Source organism: Stenotrophomonas sp. SAU14A_NAIMI4_5, assembly GCF_003086795.1.
Classification (GTDB): Bacteria; Pseudomonadota; Gammaproteobacteria; order Xanthomonadales; family Xanthomonadaceae; genus Stenotrophomonas.
Genome location: NZ_CP026003.1, coordinates 1,851,368 through 1,873,810, shown reverse-complemented (window position 1 = coordinate 1,873,810; position 22,443 = coordinate 1,851,368). Strand labels below are relative to the sequence as shown.

Here is a 22,443-nt window from a genome sequence, read left to right as displayed (position 1 = left end):
GCGATGGGCCGTTGCCGGCCCGGCGCGTCAATCGGCGGCCACGACCACCAGCGCCGGCCGCAGCAGGCGCTCGTTGAGCAGGTAGCCCTTCTGGAAAACGGTCACCACGCTGCCTGGGGCGGCGCCGGGGGCCGGCACCTGGCTGATGGCCTGGTGGTGTTCCGGGTTGAATGCCTGGCCGGTCGGGTCCAGCAGGACCAGGCCGTTGTCGGCGGCGACCTTCAGCAGCTGCTTGTAGGTCATTTCCAGCCCCTCGCGCAGCGGGTTGGCGTCGTCGCCGGCGGCCTTCAGGCCGGCATCCAGGCTGTCAAACACCGGCAGCAGCTCGCCCAGCAGCTTCTCGTTGGCGAACTTGCGGGCCTGTTCGATGTCACGGGCCACGCGCTTGCGCTGGTTCTCCAGGTCGGCGCGCTCACGCAGCGCATCGGCCTTGACCTGCTCGACCTCGGCGCGCAGGCGCTCCAGTTCGTCATGGGTGCCTGCGGCAGCGGCCGCATCGGCGGCGCTCTGCTGGGATTCGATATCTGGATGTTCTTGGTTCATGTCTGGGTCCCTGGCGGTCACTCTCCGCCTCCACCCACCCTAGTGTGGGCGGGATGCTGCGTTTCAAGCGTCTGTCGGCCCCGGACCGCGTCCCGGGGGCGAAAAGGCCGCCCCGAGCACGTCCGCGGTGGCCTGGACCAGGGGAATCACCCGGTCGTAGGCCATCCGCTTGGGCCCGATCACCCCCAGCACGCCCAGCACCTGGCCGTTGGCGGTATAGGGCGCGGTGACCAGCGAGACCCCCTGCAGCGGCATCATCCCGGTCTCTTCGCCGATGAAGATGCGCACGCCCGGGGCCTGGATGGTCCGCTCCAGCAGCTGCAGGATCTCGCGCTTGCTGGAGAACAGCTCAAAGAGCTCGCGCAGGCGCTCCAGGTCGGACAGGTCCTGCACCCCCATCAACCGGGTCTGCCCGGCCACCAGCATGTCGTCGGCAGGCGGCTGCAGGGCCTGCTCGGCCAGCTCGATGCTGTGCGCCAGCAGCTGCTCCAGCTCGGAACGGGCGTCGCGCAGCTCCAGCAGCAGGCGGGTGCGGATCTCGGCCAGCGGCAGGCCGGCGAAATGCGCATTGAGGTAGTTGGCCACCTGTTCCAGCTGGCCCGGCTCGAAGCCCTTGCGGGTCTCGATTACCCGGTTCTGTACCTCGTTGTCGGCAAACACCAGGATCGCCAGCACCCGGCGCCCGTCCAGTGCCACGAAATCGATCTGGCGGAAGGCGAACTGCTCGCGCCGCGGCGCGCTGACCACGCCGACGAAGTGGCTCATCGCCGACAGCAGCTCCGAGGCACTGCCGAGCAGGGCCTGGGTGCTGCCGCCTCCGGCCAGCTCATGGCGCAGCCGGGCCAGTTCGCCCTCGCCCGGCGGCTGCATCTGCAGCAGGCTGTCGACGAACACCCGGTAGCCATGCGCGGTCGGAATGCGCCCGGCCGAGGTGTGCGGCGAGGCCAGCAGGCCCAGGTCCTCCAGGTCGCCCAGGATGTTGCGGATGGTGGCCGGGCTGACCTCCAGGCCCGCCACGCGCGCCAGCGTCTGCGAGCCCACCGGCTCACCGTCCTGGATGTAACGCGCGATCAGCGTGCGCAGCAGATGGCGCGCACGCGGGGCAAGCTGGTCAGCGGAACCGTGCATGGAATCAACCTGTGAGACACGGACACTAGATAATGGCGGTGCGTCGCCTTGGCAAGTCATTGGACCACCCCGCCGCGCGTGCTAGCGTTGCGCGGCTCAGACACCCCTGTACCCATGCTCAGACATCTTTCGATCAAGGATTTTGCCGTCGTCCGCGCTACCGAGCTGGAGTTCGGACCGGGCATGACCGTCGTTTCCGGCGAGACCGGCGCCGGCAAGTCGCTGATGGTCGACGCGCTCGGCTTCCTGTCCGGCCTGCGCGCAGACAGCGGCGTGGTCCGCCATGGCGCCGCCCGTGCCGAACTGTCGGCCGAGTTCGCCCTGGACCAGCTGCAGGCCGCGCGCCAGTGGCTGGCCGACAACGAGCTGGACGACGAGGACCAGTGCCAGCTGCGCCGGGTGATCCGCGCCGATGGCGGCTCGCGCTCGTGGATCAACGGCCGCCCGGTGACCCTGGCGCAGCTGGCCGATCTGGCCGGGCGACTGGTGGAAATCCATGGCCAGCACGAGCAGCAGGCCCTGCTGACGCGCCCGTCGCAGCTGGCCCTGCTCGATGCCTATGCCCGCAACGAGGACGAGCGCCGCCAGGTGCGCCGCGCCGCTGCAGCCTGGCAGACCCTGGTCGACGAGTCGCTGGCCCTGTCGCAACAGGGCGACGTTTCCGACCGCATCGGCTTCCTTGAGCACCAGCTGCGCGAGCTGGACCGCGAGGACCTGGAACCCGAGTCGATTGTCGCGCTGGGTGCCAGCCACCGCCGCCAGGCCCACGCCAGCGCCCTGCTGAGCGCCTGCCAGGCGGCCAGCAACCAGCTCAACGGCGACGACGGCAGCTCGGCCATGGACCTGCTGCAGCAGGTACGCCACGAACTGTCGCGCCTGATCGAACACGACCCGCGCCTGGGCGAAGTGGACGGCCTGATCGAGAACGCCTCGATCCAGCTGCACGAAGCCCTGTCGCTGCTGGACCGCGTGCACGACGACCTCGATGCCGACCCGGAACAGTTCGAAGAAAACGAGCGCCGCCTCGGCCGCCTGCACGACCTGGCCCGCAAGCACCGCGTGCCGATGGACGAGCTGGGCGCGCAGCGCGAACGCATGCATGCCGAAGTGGAACAGCTGCGGGGTGCCGACGAGCGCCTGCAGCGCCTGGCCGGCGAGATCGAGAAGGCTGCCGCCGCCTGGCGCGTGCAGGCCGAGGTGCTCAGTGCCAGCCGCCGCAAGGCCGCTGCCGAGCTGTCGGCTACCACCACCGGCATCATCGCCGAGCTGGGCATGGGCGGCGGCCAGTTCCTGATCGAGCTGGAAGCGCAGGACAGCGGCAAGCCGGACCCGCAGGGCGCCGAGCGCGTCGAGTTCCTGGTGGCAGCCAATGCCGGCCAGCCGCCGCGGGCGCTGCGCAAGGTCGCCTCCGGCGGTGAACTGTCGCGTATCTCGCTGGCCATCGAAGTGGCCGCGCTGGACCTGGATGCGGTGCCGACCATGGTGTTCGACGAAGTCGACTCTGGCATCGGCGGCGCGGTGGCCGACATCGTCGGGCAGAAGCTGCGTGCCCTCGGCGAGAAGCGCCAGGTGCTGTGCGTCACCCACCTGCCGCAGGTCGCCTCCAAGGGCCACGCCCATTACCGGGTCAGCAAGGCCCCGGTGGAAGGCATGACCCAGAGCGCGGTGGAGAAGCTGGACACCAAGGCGCGCGAGGAAGAACTGGCACGCATGCTGGGTGGCGTGGAAGTGAGCAAGGAAGCACGCGCCGCGGCCCGCAAGCTGCTGGTCGCGTCGAGCTCGCTGGACTGACCGCCGTCATCCACGCATGGCGTGGATCTACAGATGGTGCCGTTCACGCGAGGACGGGCATCCGGTAGTGCCGGCCGCTGGCCGGCAACTGTCCTGCCGGCCAGCGGCCGGGCGTCACCCCAGCGGGCGCGCCAGATCCACGTGCTCCACCAGGAAGTCGAGGAACGCGCGCACCCGCAGCGGCAGGTATCCCCCCTGCCCCAGGAACACCGCGTGCACCTCTTCCAGGTCACCCGGGTTGGCCTCCTCCAGCACCGGCAGCAAACGCCCCGCCGCAATGTCAGCCTGCACCTGGAACGCCGCCAGCCGTGCCATGCCCAGCCCACCCAGCACCAGCTGGCGCAGCGCATCGCCATTGCTGGCGCGGGCATTGCCGCTGGGCAGCACCATCCGCTCGCGCCCGTCCTGCAGCACCGGCCAGCCCTGCATCGCCCGCGCGTGGCCGATATCCAGACGGTTGTGCGCCTGCAGCGCCTCGGCCGTGTGCGGCAGGCCATGGCGCTGCGCATAGGCAGGGGCCGCCACGATCATCATCCGGGTCGAGCCCAGCCGCCGCGCCACCAGGCTGGAGCTCTTTAGCGGCCCGGCGCGCACGGCCACGTCGGTGCGCTGCTCCAGCAGGTCGATCACCTCGTCGTTCAGGGTCAGGTCCACGCCCACCTGCGGGTTCTGCTGCAGGAACACGGGCAGCAGCGGCAGCAGGAAGTGCTGGCCGAAGGGCACGTTGGAATTGACCCGCAGGCGCCCGCGCGGCTCGGCGTGGGCGCTGGCGCAGCGCTCGGCCTCCTCCAGGTCGGCCAGCACGCGCAGGCCGCGCTCGTAGAACGCGCAGCCCTCCGGGGTCAGCTGCAGCTGTCGGGTGGAACGCTGCAGCAGACGCGTACCCAGCCGCTGCTCCAGCCGCGCCACCAGCTTGCTCACCGCCGAGGGCGTCATGTCCAGCGAGCGCGCGGCAGCGGAGAAACCGCCGGTCTCGATCACCCGCACGAACACTTCCAGTTCGCCGGATCGGTTGATGTCGGGTCGTGCCATGTCAGTGAATCCAGTTCACAGATGATTATCCATCCGCAGTCTAGTTCACAGATGGGCCTGGAATCACCATGGCGCTCCCATCTGCCGGGATTGCCCGATGAACCGCCTCCGCCATCTTGCCGCCACTGCCCTGATCGCCCTGTCCGGCACCGCCAATGCCGAGCCTGCCAGCCCCAACCACTGGGTCGCCAGCTGGCAGGCCAGCCCGCAACCGGTATGGGGGCCGGACTTCCTGTTCCCGACACTGTTGCCCGCCCAGCTGTACAACCAGACCTTCCGCCAGACCGCCCGCCTCAGCCTCGGCGGGCCGCGCCTGCGGGTGCGGCTGAGCAACGCCCACGGCACGCAGCCGCTGCAGATCGATGCGGCCAGCGTGGCGGTGGAGGCCGGTTCGGCGGCGCTGGCCCTGCGTTTCGATGGCCAGCCGGGCGTGCTCATCGCGCCGGGCCAGCAGCGCCTGAGCGATCCGCTCGCACTGCCGACCCGCAACCTGCAGCAGGTGCGGGTCAGTACCTACCTGGCCGGGCCGACCCCGCTGCAGACCTTCCACTGGGAAGGCCGCCAGACCAGCTGGATCGCGCCGGGCGACCAGAGCCCGGCGAGCACGCTGCACAATGCACGCCCCACCACGGCGCGCGCGTTGCTGGCAGGGATCGACGTCGAAGCACCGGCCAGCGCGCGCAGCGTCGTGGTCATCGGCGATTCGATCACCGATGGCGCCACCGCCACCCTGGACCAGGACCAGCGCTGGACCGACCATCTGGCCGCCCGTCTGGCCCCGCGTGGCGTGGCCGTGGTCAATGCCGGCATTTCCGGCGGCCGCCTGCTGCGCGATGGCATGGGCGCAGCCGCCCTCGCCCGCTTCCAACGCGACGTGATCGACCAGCCCGGCGTGGCCAGCGTGATCGTACTGATCGGCATCAACGACATCAGCTGGCCGGGCACGGCCTTCGCCCGCCACGAGCCCCGCCCAACGCTGGGCCAGCTGCAGGCTGGCTATCGGGCATTGGCCCAGCAGGCCCGCCGCCACGGCCTGCGCATCCTCGGCGCCACCCTGCCGCCGTTCGCCGGCGCCCTGCCCGGCACGCCACTGGAGGACTACTACGACGCAGACAAGGATGCGCTGCGCCGCCAGCTGAACGGCTGGCTGCGCACGGACAGTCCCTTCGATGCGGTGGTCGACCTGGATGCGGCCCTGCGCGACCCGGCGGAACCGTCGCGGATGGCCGCTGCCTTTGATTCCGGTGACCACCTGCACCCCGGCGATGCCGGCAACCGGGCCATGGCCGAGGCGGTGGACCTGGAGGCGCTGACAGAGCCATCCACGCATGGCGTGGATCTACTGTAAACAACGAAAAACCCCGGGCACGCCCGGGGTCTTCGTACATCCGCAGCTGGCTGCAACGCCTTACTTGCGCTTCTTGCGCACGTACAGCACCAGCGAGTGCTCTTCCAGCTCGTAGCCGTGGTCTGCGGCGATCTTGCGCTGCAGCTCCTCGATCTCGTGGCTTTCGAACTCGATGATCTTGCCGCTGTCCACATCGACCATGTGGTCGTGGTGGCCGCCGCGGTCCAGCTCGTAGACGGCCTGGCCGCCTTCGAAGTTGTGCTTCAGCACCAGGCCGGCGGCCTCGAACTGGGTCAGCACCCGGTACACCGTGGCCAGGCCGATTTCATCGCCGTGCTCCAGGAGCTGGCGGTAGATGTCTTCGGCGGTCATGTGGTGCTGGGCATTGCGCTGCTCGAGCAGCGCCAGGATCCGCATCCGCGGATGGGTCACCTTCAGGCCGACTTTACGCAGGTCGTGGGTTTCCATAGGTCTCCGTTCATTGGCGATTTAGCGCCAGCTGCCTCGGATTGGGTCGCGGTGGCACGCCGGGAGTGTATCATCGGTTTGATTTCCCCAACCGCCAGTACCGATGCGCAATCTTCTGTTGGTCGCCGCCGTCGCCCTGTCCACCACCGGGTGCGGCATCATCTACAAGCAACCCATCTATCAGGGCAACCTGATCCGGGAAGATGCCGTGTCCAAGCTGCAGGTCGGGCAGAGCAAGCAGCAGGTGAACGCCCTGCTGGGCACCCCGTCCGTGCCGGACCCGTTCCACGCCCAGCGCTGGGACTACACCGCCAGCCAGCGGATCGACCGTCTCGGCCGTACCGAAGTGAAGAACTTCACCGTGTACTTCGAGAACGACGCCGTCACCCGTTGGGAAGGCGACTACTTCCCGGCCAACGACAAGGCCCTGGCCCAGCAGATGGTCCGCCAGTTCGGCCGCAACCTGGCCAAGGACAAGAAGAAGAGCCGCTGAGCCCTTCAGCCCGCCCCTCGGGGCGGGACCCTGGAATCAATCGCCGCGCGCGCGACGCCGGCGGTTTTCCTTGGGATCGGCCTGCAGAGGCCGCAGCAGCTCCACCCGATCGCCATCCAGCAGCGCCTGCTGCGGGCGTGCCAGCACGCCATGCACGGCGGCGGCCGGACAGTCGCCACTACCCTCCAGGGCGGCGGCGGCAATGGCCTCGGCCACGGTCGCGCCTTCCGGCAACTGCAGCCGGCGTGACAGCACCTGCTGCGGCCACGCCAGCACCACCTCGACCTCGATCATCGCTCAGCCCTCGTCGGCAACGCGGACGAAGTCGTTGACCATGCGGTCGGCCAGGCCCTGGAAACCGATTGCCAGCGCCGGCGCGAGCAGGCGGGATTTCGGCTCGAACTCCAGGGTCAGGGTGACCTTGCAGGCATCCTCGGCCAGGGCATGGAATTCCCAGCGACCGTGCAGCTGCTTGAACGGGCCGTCGCGCAGCTGCATATCGATGCTGTGCGGACGCTGCAGGGTGTTTTCAGTCTGGAACCAGGTGCTGAACGAACCCAGGCCCAGATCCAGGCGGGCGACCAGGCGGTCCTCGCCCTGTTCCAGGACGCGGGCGTCCGAGCACCAGCGGAAGCGGCGCGGATAGGCCTGGACGTCGTTGACCAGGTCGAACATGCGCGCGGCCGAGTGTTCGACCAGGGCGCTGCGGCGGATAGTAGGCATAAAGACGGCGCGTTTCGGCAATCGACCGGGCGGGCCCGAATCGGAGACAATACGGAAATGAGCAAGAACAGCGGCAAGGATAAAGCAAAGAACGCGACGGCCAACAAAACCATCGCGTTGAACAAGCGTGCCCGCCACGAGTACCACATCGAGGAACGCTTCGAGGCAGGCCTGGCCCTGCAGGGCTGGGAGGTGAAGTCGATCCGCGCCGGGCGCGGCAACATCATCGACGCCTACGCCTACGTGAAGCAGGGCGAGATCTTCCTGATCGGCGCGCAGATCACCCCGTTGATCCAGGCCTCCACCCACGTGGTGGCCAACGACCGGCGCGAGCGCAAGCTGCTGCTGCACCGGAACGAGATCGACAAGCTGGTCGGCAAGGTCGAGCGCGATGGCTACACGATCGTGCCCACGGCCATGTACTGGAGCAAGAACAAGATCAAGCTGGAAGTGGCGCTGGCCAAGGGCAAGCAGACGCACGACAAGCGCGATGCCGCCAAGGACCGTGACTGGGCGATCGAGAAGCAGCGCGTGATGCGTCGCGGAAACCGCGACGCGTAACAGCCGTATGTAGAGTCGAGCCATGCTCGACTTGGTTTTTTGGGACAGCCGAGCATTGGCTCGGCTCTACAGATAGGCGGGCGATCAGCCCGCCAGCATGCCCTGCCCGCGCATCCGCGGCGCCAGCGCCGCATGCATCACCGCCAAGTGCATCACCACCGCCAGCTCCGGCGCATGCCGGTCATCGCCGGCCCGCCACTGCTTTGCCAGCTGGGCCGCATCGTGAGGCAACAGGGCCAGCAGCTCCTGGTCATCCAGCGCATCGGCCTGGTGCTGCAGCTGCTGCGACAGCGCCCAGCTGCGGCGGACGTGGGTGAAGATGCTCAACGAGGCCAGGGTCAGCAGGGCAACCGCCGCCCCGTGCTCGAACCACAGCGCGATCACGTCCGGGCCCCAGACCATCACGGCCAGCACGGCCAGGGCCAGCATGCGCCAGCCCGGCACGAGGGCCTGGTCGCGTCGCGGCCAGTACACCACCACCGCGCTGGCCACCAGGAACACCGCCGCCGTCGCCGGCAGCGCGGTCAGGCAGGCCGCCGTGACGATCGCGGCCAGCACCGCCCAGACCCAGCCGGGCGGCAACGCGCGTCGGCGGTAGTCGGCGCCCACCGGCCCGATCAGCTGTCGCAGGCTGCGTTGTTGGATGGTGTCAGTCACCCGGGGTCTCCGTGTCGTTCCTGGCTCGGATGTTGGCCGCCAGTGTGTCGCAAAATCGTGCCAATGAAGTTAGCAATCCGCTATGACAACGGCTCTACAACTTGTTGCGGATTGCCAAGGTGACTGTTCAGCTGTTTTGCCGTAGCATTGCAACCGTTGGGCAGGCCCGGCACGTGGCAACACGCACTTGGCCTAGTACCTTGCAGAACTTGAAGAAACCGGGGGTGCATTGGTTTCGACGGGGGTTGTGAAGTCGCCTGGCGCATGCCGAGGGGGTAGCTGTCCTCGTAAATCCAGCTGCAAAACTCTAGTTGCCAACGACGACAACTACGCTCCGGTCGCTCTCGCAGCCTAAAAACTGCGGTGCGTGACCTTCTGCCGACTTAGGCGGAGCCTCGAAACTGCTTGTGTCCATGCTCGCAGCGTAGAGTCATTATCATGGAATCGCGCTGGGCGGCTGCCTGTCAGTCCGGCACTAGAACAAAACAGGCTGGTTCCCGGGTGCGCTTTGCACACCGTGCTGCTCGGGGATGAGATTCAACGGTGAGCTAAGCATGTAGTGCTGGGGACGGAGTGCCTTCGGACGGCGGTTCAATTCCGCCCACCTCCACCATCTGTACCGCCCTTCGGGGCACGAAAAGCCGGACAATCCCGTCGATTGGGGTCCGGCTTTTTTGTTGCCTGTTCTACGGCCGCATTTCGCCCGATACCCCCGATAATGTCGCTTTGGACCGGCGGATCCCCCGCCCAGCACAGGGAACAGAACGATGGCGTTGGTGAGTTGCATGGAGTGTGGCCGCGAAGTCAGTGACAAGGCCGCCAGTTGCGTCGGCTGCGGCGCCCCGATCGGCGCCACCCGCCCGACCCCGCCGCCGCTGCATGCGGCACCGGTGTACGCCGCCCCTTACGCACAACCGCAGCCGGTCGCGCGTGCCCGCGTCGCCTACGTCCTGCTGGGCCTGTTCCTCGGCGGCCTGGGCATCCACAACTTCTACGCCGGCTACCACGGCCGTGCCGTGGCCCAGCTGGTGATCACCCTGCTGCTGGGCTGGCTGTTCATCGGCCTGCTCATCACTGGTCTGTGGGCGCTGATCGAGATCATCACCGTGGATACCGACGCCGCCGGCGTGCGCATGGTCTGAGTTCCGCGCTTCGGCCCGTGCAATCGCCTGCGGGCTGACCCACACTCGATCCGTGCCCGACCACGACCCCCATGCCAGAAGGACCTGCCATGAAACGCCAGATCACCGCCCTGCTCCTCGCCCTGGCCACCAGCACCGCCCTCGCCGCAGCGCCGACGGGCAAGGGCACTGCCGCCCTGGAAACCCTGCTGGCCTGCAAGGCCGGCTCGGACTTCACCGAGGCCCAGGCTGAAAAAGCGCTGCAGTCTGCCGGCCTGACGCACCTGCGGGGCGGCGTGTTCGAGGTCCAAGGCGGCAAGGTCGCCCTGTTCGGCGGCAGCGTGGACAGCGCCAGCGTCGACATCGCCCCGGGCGGCAGCAAGAGCCTGCATGTCTATCTGAAGGACGTGGCTGCCCCGCAGGTGGGCCGCCAGCTGTCGGTCACCACGGTCAATGAAGACGCGGAGACCGAAGCGCCCTCGTACATCCGCAAGGTGGACGCAAAGCACACCCTGCATGTCGGCGCCGCCGATGATTACGAGGGTTACTCGGCGTCGGTGACCTGCCAGATCGCCGGCTGAGCGCAGGCGCCCTGCCCTACAGCCAGCGCCGCACGTCGCGCCGGAAGGCGGCATAGTCGGCGCCGAACCGGGCAGACAGTACCCGCTCCTCCGGCAGGATCTGGAAGCGGGTGATCCAGCCGACAAACAGCGGCACCACCAGCAGGGCTGCGGCACTGCCCAGCCACAGCATTCCGCCCAGCAGCACCAGCGCCTGCCCCAGGTACATCGGGTTGCGCGTGTGGCGGTAGATGCCGCCGGTCACCAGCGCCGTGGCGGCGGCCGGGCGCAGCGGATTGACCGTCGTCCGTGCGCGGCGGAAAGCCAGCTTGGGCAGCAGGTTCAGGGCCAGGCCCAGCAGCATCACCAGCAGCGCCATCCAGCCCGGCACCGGCAGAGCGGGCCACGGCCAGGCCCGGGCCAGCGCATCGCCCAGCACCCCGCACAGCAGCATCACCAGCGGCGGCGGAATCCGCGTTTCCAGCAGGTGCATCGTCATTCCCTGAAATGCCCTGCCAGCGATGGTGCCACAGTCCGTCCAGCGCGCGTTTAGCCACGTGCTTCCGCGTTGACACCCCGGCCGCTAGAGTGGCGCCACCGCGCTGGAGGATCGCATGGCAACCACGGGCTTCGGCGTCATCCGCCACACGACCCTCATCATCACCATGCTGCTCCTGCTGAGCGGCTGCGCCACGCTGCGCCAGTTCGGCCCCTCGGTGCAGGTGGCCTCGGTCACCCCGGGCCAGTACATCGCGCTGAAGCGCGGCGACATCCTCACCAGCGGCAGGCTGAGCGCGGCGACCACCGAAACGCTGCGGGTGGCCGGCCTGGATGAAACCGCCTGCGCCAAGCCCGGCCCGTCGTGCATCGAGGCGATGGAAGCGAGCATCGTGGTGCGCGAGGAGGACAAGCGCTCGGCGCTGGCCGAACTGTGGCTGCAGCAGGCCATGGCCCTGCCCGTGCCCAAGGCCAAGCGCGAAACCACGCCGGCGATGCGGGTGGCCGACGCCGGCTTCCAGCCGCGACTGGATGCGTGGATGCACGTCGCGCGGCAGGCCTATGCGTATCTGTTTTTCACCGAGCGCACCGCCAACCAGCGCGGTTTTGAAGACCGCCAGACCCAGGTGCGCGACTACTACAACCTGGCCGTGCAGGAAGCCGCGGTGATGTTGTTCGATGCGTATTCCAGCCACCAGGCGGGCAACGACAGGAGCCGCCTGCGGCTGGGCCGCTGGACCTTCGTGCTGGCGCCGCCCGATGAAGGTGCCGCGCAGGATACGCGCGAGCCGATCGAACTGGTGGCGGCCGCCTCGATGTCCTTCACCGGCACCCTGCGCAGCGTGCACCGCCGCGATGGCTTCGGCGCCGAACTGGTGGCGGTGATGGCCGACCCGGCCACGACCGGCCTGGCCGCTGCCGCCAACGCCGACCAACCCGGGACGCAGGCCGCGCCACCCGAGCGCAGCTGGAGCGAGATGCCCTCGCCCTCGATGACGGTGCTGCTGCGTTTTTCCGGCGCCAACCTGTGGGAGATGCTGCACGACGACGAGCCGGAGCTGGAGATCCACGATCCGTACCAGATCGCGCAGGTGCAGCTGCATGGCGAGCAGGTGCCGCTGGCAGCCAACTTCACCGCCGGTTACGCGCTGTGGCTGGCCCGCTCCAACTTCAGCCGGCAGTCGCTGCGCTCGCTGTTCGGCGGCAAGGGCGGCATCGACCGGCCGCATCTGTTCATGATGCAGCCCTACGATCCGGACCGCCGCGTGCTGCTGATGATCCATGGCCTGGCCAGCAGCCCCGAGGCCTGGGTGAACGTGGCCAACGAGCTGATGCGCGACGATGAGATCCGGCGCGATTTCCAGGTCTGGCAGTTCTACTACCCGACCAACATGCCGATCGCCCTCAGCCACGATGCGATCCGGCACACGCTCGAAGACGTGATGCAGCACTACGATCCCAGCGGCAAGGCGGTGGCCTCGCATGACATGGTCGTGGTCGGGCACAGCATGGGCGGGGTGATCTCGCGGCTGATGGTGTCCTCGTCCGGCGACCATCTGGTGGACACGCTGCTGGCGACCACACAGCTGAGCCCGGCACAGCGCGAACTGCTGCGCACCAAGGGCCCGCCGCTGCTGACCTTCCAGCCCGAACCGGAAATCTCGCGGGTGGTGTTCATCGCCACACCGCACCGCGGTACCGACGTGGCCGGCACCCGCGTGGGGCGCTGGATCGGCCGCCTGGTGCGGCTGCCGCTGACCGTGCTGGAAGACGTGGCCAGCGCCGCCAACGACGGCCACGTCGACCGTGACGATGGCAAGCACGGCTACCAGATGAACAGCATCCAGAACCTGGACAAGGACGATCCGTTCGTGAAGGCGGTGGCCGACCTGCCGATGTCACCGCGCGTGCGCTACCACTCGATCATCGCGCGCGCCAGCGCCGACGGCCCGCTGGAAAAGACCAACGACGGGCTGGTGCCGTACTGGAGCTCGCACCTGCCCAACGCGGTGTCGGAAAAGGTGATCGTGTCCGGGCACAGCGTGCAGGAAGCCACGCCGGCGATCGTCGAACTGCGGCGCATCCTGCATGAGGACATGCAGGCGCATGATGGCGGGCAGAAGTAATCCTGCCCGCGCGGCGTGCCTCAGAAATCCAGGCTGTAACCCAGCGTCACCGTCCGCCCACGCCCGGCGAAGTACCGCGCTGGTTCGATCAGCGCGCTCTGCGAGTAATAGGTGATGTACTGCCGGTCGAACAGGTTGGCGATGCCCAGGTTCACCTTGCCCTTGGCAAGCCGGTAGTCCACGCCCAGATCGAACAGCGCGTAGCCGCTGAATTCCTTGGCGGCTTCGTCGAAGTTGCGGCTGAAGGCGTACTGCCCCTGCACGAAGGTGGACAGCTCCGGCGTCCACTGCGCCGACCACGTGGCGATGACGCGGTTCGGTGCGATGTTCAGGCCATCCAGGCGCGCATCGAGCCGGCCATCGGCGTTGCTGTCATAGCGGCCACGGGTCCAGGCGTAGGACAGGCCCAGGCGGTGCGCATCGTTCAGGCGGTAACGCACGCTTGCATCCAGGCCTTCGATGGCGGTCTTTTCGCGGGCGAGCTGGAACGCGCCGTCGACTGCGATGACGCGCGTGCCGTACTCGGAGCGAGACTGGAACGCACTGGCCTCGGCTTCCCACGACGGCGAGCGGTAGCGCACGCCGATCTCGCTGTTGCGGGTCAGCAGCGGCTGCAGCGAACGCAGCGATTCCACGTTGGTACCCGGCGTGTTGATCGAGCGCAGCACGCGGCCGACGTCGGGCATGCCGAACCCTTCGGAATAGCTGGCGAAGGTGTTGAAGCGCTCGGTCGGCGCGTACACCAGGCCGATGTTGCGCAGGTTCTGCTGGAACTTCAGCTTGCCGCCCTGCACCGCCACGCGGTTGTAGCGGTACAGCGTGGTGTAGCTGTCGATGCGCAGGTCGGCCTCTTCGCGGCGCCAGCCGCCCTGCACGGTCAGCTGCGGCAGCAGTCTGTAGTCGGCCTGCACGAAGCCGGCCACGCTGCTGTAGCGCGAATCGGGCACGTAGGTGCGGCCGGTGCCGTACAGATCCTGCTTGCCACTGTCGCGCAGCGTGTCCACGCCGGCAGTGATCTTCAGGTCGCCGCCGAGCAGGTCATCGCGACCAAGGCTCGTCTTGGAGCCCCACTTCGAGGCGGTCGAGCGCGACTGGTCATACAACGTCCCGACCGGTGCGATCAGCGGGTCCTGGAAGGTGGACGAGTTGTCCGCACCGAACAGGCCTTCAAATTCCTGGTTGAACACCATCGCCTTCAGCTCCATGCCCGCCAGGTCGTGGTGGGTGTAGCTGAGGCCTGTGGTCCAGGCATCGTTCCAGGCCGGCGTGCCCGGCGGCGTGCCGCGCACCGACGTCGTGGCGATGCCCAGATCGCGGTTGCCGGCCACCGGCACGTACTCGGCCTTGGACTTGATACGGTAGCGGTTGCTGCTGAACTGCAGCTCCTGGTTGTCGTCGATCCAGTAGCCCAGCTTGGCGTGCAGGTCATAGGCACGGGTCGACATCAGGTCGCCCTGGGTGACGTCCACGCCGATCGGCGTGCCCTCGCCGTCCACCCACAGGCCCTGGTCTTCATAACCGGCGCCGAGCAGGTAATCCCACTTGCCCTTGCTGCCGCTGATGCGGTAATCGGCGCGATAGCCGGTGGTTTCACCGCGCACCTCGGACGTCGGCAGCGTGGTCTGCACGCCCACGTGCTGGTTGACCGCACCCGGTTCCGGGCGCCGGGTGATGAGGTTGATGGTGCCGCCGGTGGCGCCCAGGCCGTTCATGGCGTTGGCGCCCTGGATGACTTCGATGCGCTCGACCAGCGCGTAATCGATCGTATGCGCTTCGCGACCGGTGGGTCGCAGCGGGTTCGACTGCGGAATGCCATCGACCAGGATCAGCGGCGTGCGCCCGCGCAGGGTCTCGCCGCTACCGTTCATCTTGCCGCGGCTGGGCGTGTACGACGGCAGCAGGCTGGACAGCACATCGGACGAATTGCTGCTGAGGCGCAGCTGCTGCTCGATCTGTTCCTTGCCGATGATGACCACCGTCTGCGGCGCGGTGGCGGCGTCCTGCCCGGTACGCGAGGCGGTCACGATGACCTTGTCCAGCGTCTGCGCCTCGGGCGGGGCCTGCTCGGCGTGGGCGTGGGCACAGACCAGCAACGAAATGGCGACCGTCAGCCGCGAATATCTCAGCACGTGAACTCCTCTTGGGGGGAGGGCGTGGCGATATGGCTGGCCCGGAACAGGGGCGTATCTTTCCCGACGTGTCGAAATGCGTCAAATCCATGCTGCTCTGCGACTACCCATCCAGCGGGCGCCGTGCTACATCGCAGAGGCGCATGTGCGCGATTGCAGAAAGCAAGGATGACGCTTATGAAACTGCAACTGGCTTCGCTGGCCGCACTGATGTTGGCCGCAGCAGCCCTTTCCCCGGCAGGGGTTTCCGCCGCTGGCCTGCCGGGATCGTCGACCACCCAGTGCGTACCGGTCAGGATCGACAACAGAACGGTGCATCAGCACTGCACGGTCACCCACACGTGGCCCGATGGCTCGATCACGACTTCGGAGTATTGGATCGACCAGAACGGCACCTGGTACATCCCGGCCAACTGACCACTGTGCAGTCCGCCGGGCGGTTCCAGCCGCCCGGCCTCGATCCAGCCGCCCATCCCGGCACACCTCCTCCTCCCGTTCCATGGCATGCTCCGTGAAACCGTTTTCATGGGATGGAGGGATTCCACGATGTTGTCGCGTCTTCGCCGGCCCGCACTGTGCGCGCTGCTGGCTCTTGCTCTGCCTGCCGCTGCCTGGGCAGCCCAACCGCCCGCTCCGCTGAAGGTGATGTCCTTCAACGTACGCACCCCGGCCGATACCGAACCCGGCAAGCGCTGGGACGACCGTCGCGACGTGATGGTCAAGGTCATCCTCGATGCGCACCCGGCCGTGGTCGGCACCCAGGAACTGGTGCAGGAACAGGCCACCTACCTGGCCGCCCACCTGCCCGGCTACCGCTGGTTCGGCGAAGGCCGCCGCGGTGGCGACGGCGACGAACACATGGGCGTGTTCTACGACACCAAGGTGCTGGCCATCGAGGAGTCGGGCAACTTCTGGCTGTCCGATACGCCGGACGTGCCGGGCAGCATCACCTGGGGCAACCTGTACCCGCGCATGGTCACCTGGGCACTGTTCCGCCGCCTGGACGATGGCCGTCGCTTCTACTTCATGGACACCCATCTGCCCTACCGCGACGAGGACGAGCCGCGCCGGATCAAGGGTGCCGAGCTGATCGCCAAGCGCCTGCAGACGCTTCCCGCCGACTTGCCAGTGGTGCTGACCGGTGATTTCAACACCGAGCCAGGCAGCGAGACCTACAAGGCGTTCACCCGCGTGCTGCAGGACACCCGCACCCAGGTGAAGGCGCCGAAGGGCCCGCGCGAGACCTTCCACGATTTCACCGGCAAGGCCACCGTGCAGCTGGACTGGGTGCTGGTGCGTGGCTTCCATGCACGCAGCTTCACCACCGACGACCGTCGCATCGGCGGCGTGCTGCCGTCGGACCACTTCCCGCTGGTGGTCGAACTGGACTGGCCGAAGCCCTGAGCACGTGCGGCCATCGCTACGGCGGTGGCCGCCTTCCCAGCAGGCGATACAGCGCCTGATGCTGGTCGCGCGCCTGGCAGATGCGTGCGGCGATGGCCAGAAACAGGCCGATGCCGACCAGGCCTGGCCCGAGCATCACATCGGGCAGGCGCAGGAAGCCGATGGCCACTGCCAACGCGGCCAGCACCAGCAGCGCCACCACCACTACGGACAGGCCTGCGCCAGGCAGGCCGGGATCGCCGAACAGCACCCGCTGCGTCGATTGCTTGTCGTCACTCATTGCCGCCGCTCCTTGGAACCTGCCCTATTAGTTACTACGGCGGGCCAGCGCTTCGGCAGAGTCAGAAGCGTCATGACGGCAGCGGGCCAGATACAACAAAGGGACGGATGCCTGCGCATCCGTCCCTTCGTGGGTACCGCAACCCTGCGGTTACTGCACCTGCGCCACGCTCGGCGCCTGCGGCGACTGCCCCCAGCCGCCCAGTGCCTTGTAGACACCGACCACACTCACATTGACCTCGGCCTCGGCTGCGGCCAATGCATCGTCGGCGGCCAGCTGCGTGCGCTGCGCATCCAGCAGGGTCAGGAAGTCCTCCGAACCCTCGCGGAAGCGGATCTGCGCCAGCGATTCGGCACGCCGCGCCGCCTGCGCCTGCTCGACCACGATGGCCAGCCGCGCCTGCTGCTTGGAGTAGCGGGTCAGCGCGTTCTCGGTGTCTTCCAGCGCCAGCAGCACGGCCTGTTCGTACTGCGCGGCCACGCCTTCGGCCTCGGCCTTGCTGGCACGCAGGCGTGCACGCACGGTGCCGAAGTCGAACGCCGCCCAGCTCAGCGACGGGGTCAGCGACCAGGCCTTGTTGTTGCCGTTGACCAGGCCGCTGGCATCGCCGCCGAGGAAGCCGACGAAACCGGACAGCGACAGCCGCGGGAACAGGTCGGCCGTGGCCACGCCGACACGCGCGGTGGCGGCGGCGAGGCGACGCTCGGCCACGCGCACGTCGGCACGCTGGCGCAGCAGTTCGCGGGTGTCACCCAGCGGCAGTGCCTTGGCAAACGCCGGCACGTCCTGCGGCGCCAGCATCGCGGTCAGCACTTCCGGGCGCTGGCCCAGCAGCACCGCCAGGCGGTTGCGCGACTGCGCCTCGGACACTTCCAGCAGCGGGATGTCGGCCTCGATCGCCTTCAGGCGGGCGCGGCTGCTCTGCACATCCAGTTCGCTGCCGGCACCCAGTTCCCAGCGCGCCTCGGTCAGCTTCTGCGTATCGCGCAGGTTTTCCAGCGTGTGCTGGGCCACCGCGATGCGCTTCTGCGTGCCACGCAGCTCGAAGTAGTTGCGCGCCACTTCGGCGGCGACCAGCACCTGCGCATCGGCCAGGTTGGCCTGCTCGGCACCGAGGTCGGCGCGTGCGGCCTCTGCAGCACGGCGCTTGCGGCCGAACAGATCCAGCTCCCAGCCCGCATCGAAGCCGAGCTGGTAGCTTTCACTGAACACCCGCTGCCCACCCAGCTGCGGATCGGGTTGCTTGCGGCGGTCGTAGCTGCCGTCAGCGGTGATGTGCGGGGCCTGGTCGAAGCGGCTCTCGACGAACACCGCACGGGCCTGGCTGACGCGGGCCACGGCCACGCGCAGGTCCAGGTTGTCCGACAGTGCGCCGTGCACCAGTTCTTCCAGCACCGGATCATCGAACTGCGCCCACCAGCTGGCCACCGGCGAAGCGGTGCTGTACACCGCCTGCTGTGCGCCCTGCAGGACCACCGGCTCCTGCGCCGGGGCCGTGTAGTTGGGGCCGACGCTGACACACCCGGCCAGCACCAGGCTGGAGATGGCCATCGCCAACGTGCGGATCACCATGGCAGCACCTCGCCCAGGTAGGTGAAGCTGCCGCTGGCGCCGGCTTCGCCGACCAGCGCCATTTCCACGCTGGAACGTGCGCCTTCGCTGATCTCGATTTCGCCGTTGCCACCGTTCATGTCGGTCTTCACGTAGCCGGGGTGCACGGTGTTGACCTTGATCGGGGTGTTGCGCAGCTCGTAGGCCAGGGCGAGGGTCCAGCTGTTCACCGCCGCCTTGGAGGCGTTGTAGGCCGGAACCTTGAAATCGTAGATGTCCGAATTCGGGTCGGCGTGCAGGGTCTGCGAAGCGAGCACGCTGGACACGTTGACGATGCGACCGGACGTGGCCTGCTTGACCAGCGGCAGGAAGGCCTGGGTGACCGCGACCAGCGCGTAGACGTTGGTGTCGAAGGTGCGGTGCCAGGTGTCCAGCGACTGCTCGGACGGCGCCTGCGCCGGGTTCTCGATCATGATGCCGGCGTTGTTGACCAGGATGTCCAGGCGGCCGTGGCGCTGGCGCACCTGTTCGACGGCCTCGGCGATGCTGGCGGCATCGGTCACGTCCAGCTGGATGGCTTCCACCGGCAGGCCTTCGCCCTGCAGCAGCAGCGCCTGCTCCACCGCGGTCTCGCGCTTGCGGCCGGCCAGCAGCGTGTGCACGCCGGCCTGGGCCAGCTGGCGCACGGTTTCCAGGCCGATGCCACGGGTGGCGCCGGTGACCAGCGCGATCTTGTTCTGATGGGTGTTCATGGATTCATGCCTTGGTTTGGGGGAAGCGGTCGCCGCTCGGGGCGGCGACCGCGGGAGTGCATGTCAGTGGTGGATGGTGGGCTCGCCGTGCTGCACCAGCTGGCCACCGCCGTTGCGGGTGACGAACTTGCGCAGGGCAACGTAGAACACCGGGGTCAGGAACAGACCGAACAGGGTCACGCCCAGCATGCCGGCAAACACCGTGATGCCGGTGACAGAGCGCACTTCGGCGCCTGCACCATGGGACAGCACCAGCGGCACGGTGCCGGCGATGAACGCGATGGAGGTCATCACGATCGGACGCAGACGCAGGCGGCAGGCTTCCAGCGCCGCTTCAACGATGCCCTTGCCGCCCATTTCCAGTTCACGGGCGAACTCGACGATCAGGATCGCGTTCTTGCACGCCAGGCCCATCAGCACCACCAGGCCGACCTGCACGAACACGTTGTTGTCACCACCGGTCATCCACACACCGAACAGGGCCGACAGCAGGGTCATCGGCACGATCAGGATCACCGCCAGCGGCAGCGACCAGCTTTCGTACAGCGCTGCCAGCACCAGGAAGGCCAGCATGATCGCCACCGGGAACACGATGAAGGCGGCCTTGCCCTGGGTGGCCTGCTGGTAGCTCAGGTCGGTCCATTCGGTGGTCATACCCACCGGCAGCACCTTGCCGGCGATCTCGGTCAGCTTGTTCATCGCTTCGGCCGAGGACAGCAGGCGCGGGTCGGCTTCGCCGGCCAGATCGGCAGCCGGGTAGCCGTTGAAGCGCAGCACCGGGTCCGGGCCGAAGGTCTGCTTGATGGTGACCATCGAACCGATCGGCACCATCTCGCCGCGATCATTGCGGGTACGCAGCTTGCCGATGTCTTCGACGCTCTCGCGGAACGGGCCGTCGGCCTGGGCGATCACCTGCCAGGTACGACCGAACTGGTTGAAGTCGTTGACGTAGGCCGAACCCAGGTAGGTCTGCAGGGTGTCGAACAGCTCGGTGAGCTGCACGCCCTGGGCCTTGGCTTTCACGCGGTCCACTTCCGCATCCAGCTGCGGCACGTTGGCCTGGTAGCTGGTGATCGGGAAGGCCATGCCCGGGGTCTGCGCGACGGTGCCCTGCATCGCCTGCACGGCATTCTGCAGCGCGCCGTAGCCCAGGTTGCCACGGTCCTGGATGAACATCTGGTAGCCGTTGCCGTTGCCCAGGCCGAGGATCGGCGGCGGCATCATCGCGAAGGCGAAGCCTTCCTGCAGCCCGGCGATCTTCTGGTTGATCTCGGCGTTGATCTGCGCAGCGGTACGACCATGACGCTCGGCGAACGGCTTGAGCGGAATGAACGCCACGCCGGTGTTGGGCGTGTTGGTGAACTGCAGCGCGTTCAGGCCCGGGAACGAAATGGTGTGGGCAACGCCATCGGTTTCCTGGGCGATCTTGGCGACCTTGCGCAACATTTCATCGGTACGCGCGATCGACGAACCTTCCGGCAGCTTCACGCCGGCGATCAGGTACAGCTTGTCCTGGGTCGGGATGAAGCCCGGCGGCACCACCTTGAAGACCAGGCCGGTACCAACCAGCAGGATCGCGTAGACCACGAACACCGCGCCACGACGGCCGAGGATCTTCGAGACACCACGCTCGTACTTCTCCGAGCTGGACTTGAAGAAGCGGTTGAACGGACGGAACACCCAGCCGAACAGGCGGTCGATGAGGCGCGTCGGCGCGTCCTTGGCAGCGTCATGCGGCTTCAGCAGGCGCGCGGCCAGGGCCGGCGACAGGGTCAGCGAGTTGATCGCCGAGATCACCGTGGAGATCGCGATGGTGACGGCGAACTGCTTGTAGAACTGGCCGGTGACGCCGGACAGGAAGGCCATCGGCACGAACACGGCGCACAGCACCAGCGCGATCGCGATGATCGGGCCGGACACTTCGCGCATGGCCTGGTGGGCCGCCGCGAGCGGGGTGAGGCCTTCCTCGATGTTGCGTTCAACGTTTTCGACGACCACGATCGCATCGTCGACCACGATGCCGATCGCCAGCACCAGGCCGAACAGGCTCAGCGTGTTGATCGAGAAGCCCAGCAGGTACAGCGCAGCGAAGGTACCCACCACCGACACCGGCACGGCGATCAGCGGAATGATCGAGGCGCGCCAGGTCTGCAGGAACAGGATCACCACCAGCACCACCAGGGCGATGGCTTCAAGCAGGGTAGACACCACGGCCTTGATCGAGTCACGCACGAAGATGGTTGTGTCATACACCGCCTCGTACTTCACGTCGGCCGGCATGGTCTTCTGCATCTCGTCCATGGTGCCGATGACCGCATCACGGATTTCCAGCGCGTTGGCGCCCGGTGCCTGGAAGATGCCGATACCCACCGCGTTCTTGCCATCCAGCTGCGAGCGCAGGGTGTAGTCGCCGGCGCCCAGTTCCACGCGGGCCACATCGGCCAGGCGCACGATCTCGCCGTCGGTGCCGCTCTTGAGCACGATGTCGCCGAATTCCTTCTCGGACTTCAAGCGGCCCTGGGCATTGATCAGGGTGAGGAACTGGCTGTTGGGCAGCGGTTCCGCACCGAGCTGGCCGGCCGAGACCTGCACGTTCTGCTCGCGCATGGCGGCAACCACGTCGCTGGCGGTCAGGCCGCGCGAGGCCACCTTGTCCGGGTCCAGCCAGGCGCGCATGGCGTAGTCACCGCCACCGAAGATCTGCGCATCACCCACGCCCGGAATACGGGCCAGCGCGTCCTTGACGTGCAGGCGGGCGTAGTTGCGCAGGTACAGGGTGTCGTACTTGCCATTGGGCGAGGTCAGGTGCACCACCATCAGGAAGGTCGGCGACTGCTTCTGGGTGGTCACACCCTGCCGGCGCACGTCCTCGGGCAGACGCGCCTGCGCCTGCGCCACGCGGTTCTGCACCTTCACCGCCGCCGCGTCCGGGTCGGTGCCCGGGCGGAAGGTGACGGTCATCTGCAGCACGCCATCGGAGCCGGCCACCGACTTGAGGTACATCATGCCCTCGACGCCGTTGATCGCCTCTTCCAGCGGGGTGGCCACGGTTTCAGCGATGACCTTGGGGTTGGCGCCCGGGTAGACCGTGCGCACGACCACCGACGGCGGCACCACTTCGGGGTACTCGCCGATCGGCAGCAACGGGATCGAGATCAGGCCGGCGGCGAAGATCACGATCGACAGCACCGCCGCGAAGATCGGCCTGTCGATGAAGAAACGGGAAAAGTCCATGGAGGAATTCCTGGGAAATGCCGCCGACGGGCAACAGCCGCCCT

At 67.6% G+C, this 22,443-nt stretch carries 22 protein-coding genes and 1 other RNA gene; 10 read left to right on the top strand and 13 right to left on the bottom strand.

Features of this window, described 5'->3' with window-relative positions:
• Window positions 1–27 precede the first annotated feature (27 nt).
• Both grpE and hrcA read right to left on the bottom strand, forming a co-directional pair.
• Window positions 28–543: a nucleotide exchange factor GrpE gene (gene grpE, locus C1925_RS08940; protein ID WP_108768568.1), complete on the bottom strand. Its 516-nt coding sequence runs from the start codon at window positions 541–543 to the stop codon at window positions 28–30.
• Window positions 544–606: 63 nt separating this feature from the next.
• On the bottom strand, window positions 607–1,671 hold the full coding sequence (gene hrcA / locus C1925_RS08935) for a heat-inducible transcriptional repressor HrcA (protein ID WP_108768567.1): 1,065 nt from the start codon (window positions 1,669–1,671) through the stop codon (window positions 607–609).
• A 114-nt stretch (window positions 1,672–1,785) separates the two neighbouring features.
• Here hrcA and recN point away from each other — a divergent pair, with 114 nt between their 5' ends.
• Window positions 1,786–3,462: a DNA repair protein RecN gene (recN, locus tag C1925_RS08930; protein ID WP_108768566.1), complete on the top strand. Its 1,677-nt coding sequence runs from the start codon at window positions 1,786–1,788 to the stop codon at window positions 3,460–3,462.
• A 114-nt stretch (window positions 3,463–3,576) separates the two neighbouring features.
• Here recN and C1925_RS08925 read toward each other — a convergent pair whose 3' ends face one another.
• Window positions 3,577–4,494 carry a LysR family transcriptional regulator gene (locus C1925_RS08925; RefSeq protein ID WP_108768565.1) on the bottom strand — a complete coding sequence of 306 codons (918 nt, stop codon included), beginning with the start codon at window positions 4,492–4,494 and terminating at the stop codon, window positions 3,577–3,579.
• A 97-nt stretch (window positions 4,495–4,591) separates the two neighbouring features.
• Between C1925_RS08925 and C1925_RS08920 the strand changes: the two genes are divergently transcribed.
• Window positions 4,592–5,842 (top strand): SGNH/GDSL hydrolase family protein, encoded by a 1,251-nt coding sequence (locus tag C1925_RS08920; RefSeq protein WP_108768564.1) that lies wholly within the window; start codon window positions 4,592–4,594, stop codon window positions 5,840–5,842.
• Window positions 5,843–5,902: 60 nt separating this feature from the next.
• Here the strand turns inward: C1925_RS08920 and fur are convergent, their stop codons facing one another.
• A complete protein-coding gene (fur, locus tag C1925_RS08915) occupies window positions 5,903–6,310 on the bottom strand; it encodes a ferric iron uptake transcriptional regulator (RefSeq protein WP_005409235.1) in 408 nt (135 codons plus the stop codon).
• A 103-nt stretch (window positions 6,311–6,413) separates the two neighbouring features.
• Between fur and bamE the strand changes: the two genes are divergently transcribed.
• Entirely contained in the window at window positions 6,414–6,803 is a 390-nt protein-coding gene (gene bamE, locus C1925_RS08910; protein ID WP_108768563.1) for an outer membrane protein assembly factor BamE, read from the top strand.
• Between the two features lie 36 nt (window positions 6,804–6,839).
• On the opposite strand, the gene C1925_RS08905 is transcribed toward bamE, so the two are convergent.
• Both C1925_RS08905 and C1925_RS08900 read right to left on the bottom strand, forming a co-directional pair.
• Window positions 6,840–7,097 carry an RnfH family protein gene (locus C1925_RS08905; protein ID WP_108768562.1) on the bottom strand — a complete coding sequence of 86 codons (258 nt, stop codon included), beginning with the start codon at window positions 7,095–7,097 and terminating at the stop codon, window positions 6,840–6,842.
• Between the two features lie 3 nt (window positions 7,098–7,100).
• On the bottom strand, window positions 7,101–7,526 hold the full coding sequence (locus C1925_RS08900) for a type II toxin-antitoxin system RatA family toxin (protein WP_079221549.1): 426 nt from the start codon (window positions 7,524–7,526) through the stop codon (window positions 7,101–7,103).
• Window positions 7,527–7,583: 57 nt separating this feature from the next.
• On the opposite strand from C1925_RS08900, the gene smpB reads away from it, so the two are divergent.
• Complete coding sequence (gene smpB / locus C1925_RS08895; RefSeq protein WP_079221548.1) at window positions 7,584–8,087, top strand: SsrA-binding protein SmpB; 504 nt, start codon at window positions 7,584–7,586, stop codon at window positions 8,085–8,087.
• Window positions 8,088–8,171: 84 nt separating this feature from the next.
• Here the strand turns inward: smpB and C1925_RS08890 are convergent, their stop codons facing one another.
• A complete protein-coding gene (locus tag C1925_RS08890; protein ID WP_108768561.1) occupies window positions 8,172–8,744 on the bottom strand; it encodes a hypothetical protein in 573 nt (190 codons plus the stop codon).
• A gap of 220 nt (window positions 8,745–8,964) precedes the next feature.
• On the opposite strand from C1925_RS08890, the gene ssrA reads away from it, so the two are divergent.
• The 3 genes from ssrA (at window position 8,965) to C1925_RS08875 (ending at window position 10,446) form a co-directional block, all read left to right on the top strand.
• Window positions 8,965–9,357: a transfer-messenger RNA gene (gene ssrA / locus C1925_RS08885) on the top strand.
• A gap of 154 nt (window positions 9,358–9,511) precedes the next feature.
• Entirely contained in the window at window positions 9,512–9,886 is a 375-nt protein-coding gene (locus tag C1925_RS08880) for an NINE protein (RefSeq protein WP_108768560.1), read from the top strand.
• Window positions 9,887–9,975: 89 nt separating this feature from the next.
• Complete coding sequence (locus C1925_RS08875) at window positions 9,976–10,446, top strand: hypothetical protein (protein ID WP_108768559.1); 471 nt, start codon at window positions 9,976–9,978, stop codon at window positions 10,444–10,446.
• 16 nt (window positions 10,447–10,462) lie between these two features.
• On the opposite strand, the gene C1925_RS08870 is transcribed toward C1925_RS08875, so the two are convergent.
• Window positions 10,463–10,918, bottom strand: coding sequence for an isoprenylcysteine carboxylmethyltransferase family protein (locus tag C1925_RS08870; RefSeq protein WP_108770657.1), 456 nt, complete (start codon window positions 10,916–10,918; stop codon window positions 10,463–10,465).
• A 121-nt stretch (window positions 10,919–11,039) separates the two neighbouring features.
• Between C1925_RS08870 and C1925_RS08865 the strand changes: the two genes are divergently transcribed.
• Window positions 11,040–13,049: an alpha/beta fold hydrolase gene (locus tag C1925_RS08865; RefSeq protein WP_108768558.1), complete on the top strand. Its 2,010-nt coding sequence runs from the start codon at window positions 11,040–11,042 to the stop codon at window positions 13,047–13,049.
• Window positions 13,050–13,069: 20 nt separating this feature from the next.
• On the opposite strand, the gene C1925_RS08860 is transcribed toward C1925_RS08865, so the two are convergent.
• A complete protein-coding gene (locus C1925_RS08860; RefSeq protein WP_254051412.1) occupies window positions 13,070–15,178 on the bottom strand; it encodes a TonB-dependent receptor in 2,109 nt (702 codons plus the stop codon).
• Window positions 15,179–15,355: 177 nt separating this feature from the next.
• Between C1925_RS08860 and C1925_RS08855 the strand changes: the two genes are divergently transcribed.
• Together C1925_RS08855 and C1925_RS08850 are read left to right on the top strand one after the other, a co-directional pair.
• A complete protein-coding gene (locus C1925_RS08855; RefSeq protein ID WP_108768557.1) occupies window positions 15,356–15,595 on the top strand; it encodes a hypothetical protein in 240 nt (79 codons plus the stop codon).
• A gap of 129 nt (window positions 15,596–15,724) precedes the next feature.
• The gene (locus C1925_RS08850; protein ID WP_108768556.1) at window positions 15,725–16,582 is read left to right on the top strand and encodes an endonuclease/exonuclease/phosphatase family protein; all 858 of its coding nucleotides are present in this window, start codon (window positions 15,725–15,727) and stop codon (window positions 16,580–16,582) included.
• A gap of 16 nt (window positions 16,583–16,598) precedes the next feature.
• Here the strand turns inward: C1925_RS08850 and C1925_RS08845 are convergent, their stop codons facing one another.
• From C1925_RS08845 to C1925_RS08830, 4 genes are all read right to left on the bottom strand, one after another.
• Entirely contained in the window at window positions 16,599–16,862 is a 264-nt protein-coding gene (locus C1925_RS08845; protein WP_108768555.1) for a hypothetical protein, read from the bottom strand.
• Window positions 16,863–17,012: 150 nt separating this feature from the next.
• On the bottom strand, window positions 17,013–18,434 hold the full coding sequence (locus C1925_RS08840) for an efflux transporter outer membrane subunit (RefSeq protein ID WP_108768554.1): 1,422 nt from the start codon (window positions 18,432–18,434) through the stop codon (window positions 17,013–17,015).
• Window positions 18,428–19,165 (bottom strand): SDR family oxidoreductase, encoded by a 738-nt coding sequence (locus C1925_RS08835; protein WP_108768553.1) that lies wholly within the window; start codon window positions 19,163–19,165, stop codon window positions 18,428–18,430. Before C1925_RS08835 ends, C1925_RS08840 begins: the two co-directional genes overlap by 7 nt.
• 63 nt (window positions 19,166–19,228) lie before the next feature.
• Complete coding sequence (locus tag C1925_RS08830) at window positions 19,229–22,399, bottom strand: multidrug efflux RND transporter permease subunit (protein WP_108768552.1); 3,171 nt, start codon at window positions 22,397–22,399, stop codon at window positions 19,229–19,231.
• Window positions 22,400–22,443: the final 44 nt, after the last annotated feature.

What these genes read in the sequence shown, in the direction of transcription:
- grpE (WP_108768568.1), bottom strand. Translation starts at nt 543, where the DNA reads ATGAACCAAGAACATCCAGATATCGAATCCCAGCAGAGCGCCGCCGAT.
- hrcA (WP_108768567.1), bottom strand. Translation starts at nt 1,671, where the DNA reads ATGCACGGTTCCGCTGACCAGCTTGCCCCGCGTGCGCGCCATCTGCTG.
- recN (WP_108768566.1), top strand. Translation starts at nt 1,786, where the DNA reads ATGCTCAGACATCTTTCGATCAAGGATTTTGCCGTCGTCCGCGCTACC.
- C1925_RS08925 (WP_108768565.1), bottom strand. Translation starts at nt 4,494, where the DNA reads ATGGCACGACCCGACATCAACCGATCCGGCGAACTGGAAGTGTTCGTG.
- C1925_RS08920 (WP_108768564.1), top strand. Translation starts at nt 4,592, where the DNA reads ATGAACCGCCTCCGCCATCTTGCCGCCACTGCCCTGATCGCCCTGTCC.
- fur (WP_005409235.1), bottom strand. Translation starts at nt 6,310, where the DNA reads ATGGAAACCCACGACCTGCGTAAAGTCGGCCTGAAGGTGACCCATCCG.
- bamE (WP_108768563.1), top strand. Translation starts at nt 6,414, where the DNA reads ATGCGCAATCTTCTGTTGGTCGCCGCCGTCGCCCTGTCCACCACCGGG.
- C1925_RS08905 (WP_108768562.1), bottom strand. Translation starts at nt 7,097, where the DNA reads ATGATCGAGGTCGAGGTGGTGCTGGCGTGGCCGCAGCAGGTGCTGTCA.
- C1925_RS08900 (WP_079221549.1), bottom strand. Translation starts at nt 7,526, where the DNA reads ATGCCTACTATCCGCCGCAGCGCCCTGGTCGAACACTCGGCCGCGCGC.
- smpB (WP_079221548.1), top strand. Translation starts at nt 7,584, where the DNA reads ATGAGCAAGAACAGCGGCAAGGATAAAGCAAAGAACGCGACGGCCAAC.
- C1925_RS08880 (WP_108768560.1), top strand. Translation starts at nt 9,512, where the DNA reads ATGGCGTTGGTGAGTTGCATGGAGTGTGGCCGCGAAGTCAGTGACAAG.
- C1925_RS08875 (WP_108768559.1), top strand. Translation starts at nt 9,976, where the DNA reads ATGAAACGCCAGATCACCGCCCTGCTCCTCGCCCTGGCCACCAGCACC.
- C1925_RS08870 (WP_108770657.1), bottom strand. Translation starts at nt 10,918, where the DNA reads ATGCACCTGCTGGAAACGCGGATTCCGCCGCCGCTGGTGATGCTGCTG.
- C1925_RS08865 (WP_108768558.1), top strand. Translation starts at nt 11,040, where the DNA reads ATGGCAACCACGGGCTTCGGCGTCATCCGCCACACGACCCTCATCATC.
- C1925_RS08855 (WP_108768557.1), top strand. Translation starts at nt 15,356, where the DNA reads ATGAAACTGCAACTGGCTTCGCTGGCCGCACTGATGTTGGCCGCAGCA.
- C1925_RS08850 (WP_108768556.1), top strand. Translation starts at nt 15,725, where the DNA reads ATGTTGTCGCGTCTTCGCCGGCCCGCACTGTGCGCGCTGCTGGCTCTT.
- C1925_RS08845 (WP_108768555.1), bottom strand. Translation starts at nt 16,862, where the DNA reads ATGAGTGACGACAAGCAATCGACGCAGCGGGTGCTGTTCGGCGATCCC.
- C1925_RS08840 (WP_108768554.1), bottom strand. Translation starts at nt 18,434, where the DNA reads ATGGTGATCCGCACGTTGGCGATGGCCATCTCCAGCCTGGTGCTGGCC.
- C1925_RS08835 (WP_108768553.1), bottom strand. Translation starts at nt 19,165, where the DNA reads ATGAACACCCATCAGAACAAGATCGCGCTGGTCACCGGCGCCACCCGT.
- C1925_RS08830 (WP_108768552.1), bottom strand. Translation starts at nt 22,399, where the DNA reads ATGGACTTTTCCCGTTTCTTCATCGACAGGCCGATCTTCGCGGCGGTG.